At 68.9% G+C, this 6,146-nt stretch carries 3 protein-coding genes and 6 pseudogenes; 6 read left to right on the top strand and 3 right to left on the bottom strand.

Features of this window, described 5'->3' with window-relative positions:
• Positions 1–99: LPXTG cell wall anchor domain-containing protein (locus tag GJ632_RS18495; RefSeq protein ID WP_191453711.1), on the top strand; the 99-nt coding region annotated here is incomplete at its 5' end.
• 56 nt (positions 100–155) lie between these two features.
• Here the strand turns inward: GJ632_RS18495 and GJ632_RS18490 are convergent.
• A pseudogene (locus GJ632_RS18490) lies at positions 156–2,053 on the bottom strand (DHH family phosphoesterase); the annotation flags it as partial.
• A 91-nt stretch (positions 2,054–2,144) separates the two neighbouring features.
• Positions 2,145–3,014 (bottom strand): fructosamine kinase family protein, encoded by an 870-nt coding sequence (locus tag GJ632_RS18485; RefSeq protein ID WP_191453710.1) that lies wholly within the window; start codon positions 3,012–3,014, stop codon positions 2,145–2,147.
• A 118-nt stretch (positions 3,015–3,132) separates the two neighbouring features.
• On the opposite strand from GJ632_RS18485, the pseudogene GJ632_RS18480 reads away from it, so the two are divergent.
• From GJ632_RS18480 to GJ632_RS24255, 4 genes and pseudogenes are all read left to right on the top strand, one after another.
• Positions 3,133–3,626, top strand: a pseudogene (locus GJ632_RS18480) (Mov34/MPN/PAD-1 family protein).
• A pseudogene (locus tag GJ632_RS18475) lies at positions 3,623–4,085 on the top strand (adenylyltransferase/cytidyltransferase family protein). The pseudogenes GJ632_RS18480 and GJ632_RS18475 overlap by 4 nt, the downstream one beginning before the upstream one ends.
• An 89-nt stretch (positions 4,086–4,174) precedes the next feature.
• Positions 4,175–4,507, top strand: a pseudogene (locus GJ632_RS24260) (biotin--[acetyl-CoA-carboxylase] ligase); the annotation flags it as partial.
• 283 nt (positions 4,508–4,790) lie between these two features.
• Complete coding sequence (locus GJ632_RS24255; RefSeq protein ID WP_343161255.1) at positions 4,791–5,015, top strand: hypothetical protein; 225 nt, start codon at positions 4,791–4,793, stop codon at positions 5,013–5,015.
• Here GJ632_RS24255 and coxB read toward each other — a convergent pair.
• Positions 5,016–5,779: pseudogene (gene coxB / locus GJ632_RS18465) on the bottom strand (cytochrome c oxidase subunit II).
• 192 nt (positions 5,780–5,971) lie between these two features.
• On the opposite strand from coxB, the pseudogene GJ632_RS18460 reads away from it, so the two are divergent.
• Positions 5,972–6,146, top strand: a pseudogene (locus GJ632_RS18460) (protoheme IX farnesyltransferase); the annotation flags it as partial.

Below are 6,146 nucleotides of genomic sequence, written 5' to 3'. Positions count from 1 at the left end.
GGCGACGACGGAACGCCGTGGCTCCTCGTCGCCGGCGCTCTCGCGTCGGCGACGCTGGCCGGACTGGTGCTGAAGAAGACGGTTCGGTTCGAGCGGTGAACGCGCGGGTGACGCGGACGCGCTACGGGTCTACAGGTCGGCGTCCACGGGCGCTGCGAGGAGAGTTCCGCGTCGAGTTCCGCGTCGGCCATCTTCTCGACGAGGCTGTCGATGACCTCGCTGCGCATCCCCTTCACGAATTGATGGAGCCGACGACGAGGTGGCCGCCGCCGGAGACGCCGCCGCCGACGACTTCCTCGTTGAGTTCGGCGACCATCTGCGGGATGTCGAGGCGGACGCCGTCGGAACGCAGGACGGCGAAGTCGGGGCCGTAGCCGATGGTGATGACGGGTTCCTGTCGCTCCTGCACCTTCCGGTCGTGGAGCTTTCCGGTCGTCTTCCCCGGCGCGGGGTAGGTAAAGCGGTGCGCCCACTCGTCCAAGTCGATGGTGTAGAGGTGCGCCCCGGAACTGAGCGTCTCGTGTTCCACGTGGGACTCCGCGGCGTCGAGTTGGCGGTCCACGTCGCGTTCGGCGCGTTCGGCGAGGAACTCGACCAGTTCCTCGTGGCGTTCCTCGTCGTCGCAGCCGACGTTCAGCACGTCGTTGACGATGGACTGCCCGTCGCTGTAGCGGAGCCAGTGGGCCGCGTAGTCCAGCGCTTCGCCGATGTCGAGCAGTTTCCCGCGGTCGTAGCCCCGGTCCTCGGCGAGGGTGACGAACTCGTCCATCACCTCGGCCTTCGACCGGTCCGAGAGGCCGGCGACGGCGGGGACGTGTTCGAGGTCCTCCGTGATGGAGGGGTCGATCATGCGCGCGAGTTCGACGCACATCATCCCGGTGGTGATGCGGTAGTCCTCGTCGTACAGGTAGGGGTTGACGTGGGCGTCCAGCAGGGGTTCGACCGCCTCGGGGTCGGGGTGGTGGTGGTCGACGACGGCGATGGGAACGTCGTAGTGCGCGAGGTTCTCGTAGGCGGGCACGTCCTCCTCGGTGGACCCGTTGTCCAGCATGAGGAGGAGGGGGAGACGCTGGCCGTGGCGGGCGCGGCCCTCCAAGGCGAAGTTCAGGTCGCGCGTCACGTCCTCCATCTCGTAGAACGGGGCCTTCGACGGCAGGCGCTTGAACAGGTGTCGCGGCGCGTCGTCGTCGTCGTGGACCTCGGAGATGAAGTTCTCCAGCGCCAGTTGGACCGGCACGGAGGCGCACATCCCGTCGCCGTCGGCGTGGTGGCGGACGCGGATGGGGCGTCCTTCGAGGACGGTCCGACGGAGCAGTCGGGCCACGTCGCGCAGGTCGTCGCGGAGTTTCTCGAAGGCGGGCCACTCGACGAGGGGGTCGACCTCGTTCGGTTCGGCGCGTTCGTCGAGGGCGTCGTCGAGACGCTGCCGGGTCGCTTCGGCGGCCTCGTCGTGGAGGCGAGTCAGCGAGTCGACTTCGAGTTGGAGTGCGCCCTCGTGGCTCTCGGCGGTGCCGCTGATGCGGACGGCGTCGTCCAGTTCGACCTCGGGGTGGGCGCGGACGCCCGCCTCCTCGAAGGCGGCGGCGGAGACGATACCGGTGTCGTCCGCGATGCGGAAGACGGTGGGACCGCCGGTCTGCTTTATCTGCGCGACGACGCCCTCGACGAACACGTCCATGCCGGGTTCGACGTCGGCGATGGGCGTGATGTCGGGTTCGTAGTCGACGGTGACCGTGCGGTAGTCCTCGAAGCTGACGGTGTCGAACGCGACGTCGCCGTTCTCGCGGACCTCCTCCAGCGAGACGATGAGTCGGTCGCCGACTTCGTACGTGCGGTCGAGGTTCGACTCGTGGACGAGGCCGGACACCTCGTCGGAGACGTCGACGAAGATGCCGTACTCGACGACGCCGTTGACGACGGCGTGGTAGTTCGCGCCGACTTCGGTGTCGTCGAGGGTGCAGTTCGGTGCCAAGTCGTAGACGACAGGTCGCGAGTCCGCGTCCGAACTCGAACCGGACTCGCCGCCGGAATCCCCGGCGTTTTCGACAGTCATAGTCGGTGAAAGTGGTGGCCGCCGGTTAAGACTTTACATGCGCGTCCGCCGCCGAGGCGGGCGATTCGAGGCCGCTCGCGCCCGCCTCGTCTCAGTACCCCAGTTGGGTCAGCGACTCGCGCAGGCGGGGGAGGTAGTCCCGGCCGAAGAAGCGGACGTGTTCGAGGAGGGGGAAGACGCCGTACGCCGTCGCGCGCGTCTCGAAGAAGCCGTCCTCGATTCCCCGTCGGTCGGCGTACCGGTCGAAGAAGGCGTCGCCGAACGAGTCGAACAGGGCGACGTAGGCGAGTTCCACCTCGGGGTGGCCGTAGTAGACGGCGGGGTCGAGGAACGCCCGCACCGCGCCGTCGCGGACGACGACGTTCTCCCGCCACACGTCGCCGTGGACGAGCGCGGGCGCGTCGGGTTCGCGGAGGATGGCCTCCAGGTCGGCCGCGAGGGCGTCCACTCGTTCGGCGTCCGCGGGCGGGAGCGTCCCCTCCGTCGCCGCCGCCTCGGCCGCGTCGAGCAGTCGGTGCTCGCGGAAGAACTCGACCCACGAGTCGGTCCACGGGTTCGGCAGGCGGTAGGGGCCGCTGAGCGTGTCGAACGGGAACCCCGACCGCTCCGCGGTCACGTCGTGGAGGGCGGCGAGGTGGTCGGCGATATCGCGTTCGACGGCCGGCGTGAACGCGCCGTCGCCCTCGACGTACGCCATGAACAGCAGGTCGTCCGTCGCGTCGTACACCGTCGGCACCGGCAGGTCGGACTCCGCGGCGAGGGAGCGGAGCATCCGGGCTTCGACGGTCAGGGGCGTGTCGCCGACCTTGGCGACGACGGACGCGCGGTCGGCGAAGTCGAGTCGGTAGACGGTCCCCACCTCGCCGCCGTCGAGTTCGGTGAGTGCGGTCACGGCCGACTCGAACTGCGACGCTGCGCGGGCGCGGACCGTCCGGGGCGACGGTGTCGTCTCGCCGGGCATACCCGCGCTTCGGGCCGTCGCCTCCTGAGAGTGACGCTTCGGTCGTCGCGTCGCAGTCGTGCGGTTTGGTCGCTCCGTGGACCGGAACTCTTAGATGCCGACGCGACCGAGTTGGGGCATGCGCCTCTTCCGGTCGAAAGAGATTCTCGGTATCGCCGAGGAGGCACTCGACTTCGCGTTGGAGGCGTCCAAGGAGACGCACCCCAACGAGTACATGGGCTTTCTCCGCGGCGAGGACGCGCGGCGCGTCGGCCTCGACCGGTCGGGGACGGTCATCACCGACGTGCTCATCATCCCGGGGACGAAGTCGGACTCGATGAGTGCGACGGTGAACTCGAACATGATTCCGAACGACATGCGCGCGGTCGGGTCGATTCACTCGCACCCGAACGGCGTCCTCCGGCCGAGCGACGCCGACCTGGACACGTTCGGCAACGGGCAGGTCCACATCATCCTCGGCCACCCCTACCGCCGGAGCGACTGGCGGGCGTCGACCAGGAGGGCGCGCCGACGACGCTGGACGTCCTCGACGTCGACCTGCCGGACCCCGAAGCGTTCTTCGACTTCGACGAGTCGGACCTCGGACTCGACCTGGAGGACGCCGACCGATGACGGAGCGAGTCATCGCGCAGGGGACGTTCGACATCCTCCACCCGGGGCACCTCCACTACCTGCGAGACGCCGCCGCTCTCGGCGACGAACTCCACGTCATCGTCGCCCGCCGGGAGAACGTCACCCACAAGGCCAAACCCGTCCTCCCGGACCGCCAACGCCGCGACATGGTGGACGCGCTCTCGGTGGTGACGGAGGCGCACCTCGGGCACACCGACGACATCTTCGTGCCCATCGAGCGCATCCGCCCGGACGTCATCGTCCTCGGCCACGACCAGCATCACGACCCGGAGCATCCGCGCGGCCCTCGACGCGCGCGGCATCGACTGCGAGGTGACGCGCGCCTCGGCGCGAGAACCGGAGTACGAGGGCGAACTGCTTTCGACCGGACGCATCATCGACCGCGTCCTCGAACAGCGCGGGCCCCCGCCCGAGGCGCCGGACGACCCGAACACGTAGCGCGTCCGACCGGGTCCCACCACGACCGGTCGCCACCGCCGACCGACCGACGACTTTCTGTCCCCCGCGTCCGACCGTGAGCGATAGGTATGACCGACGACCCGCCGGTGGAGTGGCACGAGTCGATGGGCGACACGAGCCTCCGCGTCCGCCAGTTGGCCGACGACGGCGCGCCGCACGGCACGATGGTGGTCGCGACGAACTCACGGCCGCCCCGCGGCCGGACGGGGAACGAGTGGGCCGCCCCGCCCGGCGGCGTCTGGACCAGCACGCTCCTCCGACCCGACCTGTCGGCGGACCGCGTCGGTCGCCTCACGTTCGCCGGCGCGATGGCCGTCGTCGACGCGGTGGAGTCGGTCGGCGTCGAGGCGCGCCTGAAGTGGCCGAACGACGTGGTCGTCGGCGGCGAGAGCGAGAGCGACGGTGGGTTCGAGGCGGACGCCGACGCCGTCCCGAAGAAACTCGCCGGCGTCCTCACGGAACCCGTCGTGGACGGCGTCCCCGTTCCGGGAAAACCCGTCGACGAGGTGTTCGACGGCGACGGCGCGGCCGTCGAGTACGTCGTCGTCGGCACCGGCATCAACGCCGACTTCGACCCCGCGGAACTGCCCGTCGACCGCCCGGTGACGACGCTCCGCGCCGAAGTCGGGGCGGTGGACCGCGACCGAATCGCTCGGCGCTACCGCGAGGCGTTGCTGGCCCGGTGTGCGGCCGTCGCGTCAGACGACGCTTCGCCGCCTGTTGGACGAGTGGCGCGAACGCGCCGAGACGCTCGGGTCGCGCGTGACGGTTCGCCGGCGGGGTACCGACGACGTGACGGGCGTCGCGCGCGACGTCTCCGCTCGCGGCGGACTCCTCGTCGAAACCGACGACGGGACCGTTGAACTGACCGAAGGAGAGGCGAGTCGGGTGCGAGACGCGTCGGACTGACTACCGCGCCAGCGCGGGCGACTCGACGCTGCTACTGCTCGTGCTGTTTCCGCCGTTCCCGCCGCTCTGCTGTTCGGAGACCCACTGCTGGTACTCCTCCTGCGAGACGACTTCGACGGTGAAGTACATCTGCGAGTGGGCGACGCCGCAGTACTCCGAGCAGTAGCCCTGGTAGGTGCCCTCTTCGTAGGGGACGGTCTTGATGGTGTTCACCTGGCCGGGGAAGGCGTCGGTCTTCAGCGCCATCTCGGGGACGTGGAAGCCGTGTATCACGTCCCTCGACGTCACCTGGAAGACGACCGGTCGGTCCTTCGGCACCACTATCTCGGTGCCGGTGGAGAAGTTACCGGCCTCGGGGTAGGACATCTCCCAGCCCCACTGGTAGGCCTCGGCGTGGACGACGACGGGGTCTTCGTTCTCCAGTTCCTCCGACGGCTGGTACGTCACGTTCTCGTTCGCGAGGACGCCGTAGGAGGCGACGCCGACGAACAGGAGGATGATGGCCGTCGCGACGGTCCACGTGATTTCGAGCCGGCGGTTCTCCTTCGTCGGGAGGGGGTTGTCGTTGTTGCGGAACTTCACCACCGCGTAGAGGAGGATGACCTCGACGAGCACGGTGATGGGAATCGCCACGTACAGCAGCTTACTGTTCAACTCGTTGATGAGCTCGGCGGTCGCGGACGCTGCGCGGCCGCAGGATTCGCGAATAGTGCGAGAATCAGCACCGAGAACACCGAAACGAGTGCTAAACGCGTCTTTCGCATCTTGTCGCAGGATTAGGAACAAGTACCTAAATAGTTGCTGTCTTTTCGTCGGACGGTCGCGACTGCGGCGCCCCGGTTTCACCGAGGAAGCGCGGGTCCTAAATACACCGCGTACGAACCGTCGGTAGGTGACTATCCGTGGCATCGAACAGCACACACGACCGATTTCACGCGCTCCTCGCCGCCACGGCGATGGGCGTCTATCTCCTGCTCCTCGTCGGCGCGACGACGGCGCTGACCGACGCCGCGGCGGCGTGCACCGCGTGGCCGGTGTGCGGTGACGGCTTCACCGCGCCGACCACCGCCGCCGGGTGGCTAGCCGTCGGCCACCGACTCGCCGCCGTCGCCGTCGGCGTCCTCGGCGTCG

The sequence above is a fragment of the Halogeometricum sp. CBA1124 genome (genome assembly GCF_009741955.1).
GTDB lineage: Archaea > Halobacteriota > Halobacteria > Halobacteriales > Haloferacaceae > Halogeometricum > Halogeometricum rufum.
The sequence above is the reverse complement of the archived record's forward strand: the minus strand, read 5'-3'. Positions and strand labels throughout refer to the sequence as shown.

Bases quoted from the DNA above. Each gene is read 5' to 3' on its own strand.
- GJ632_RS18485 (WP_191453710.1), bottom strand. From the start codon at position 3,014: ATGCCCGGCGAGACGACACCGTCGCCCCGGACGGTCCGCGCCCGCGCA.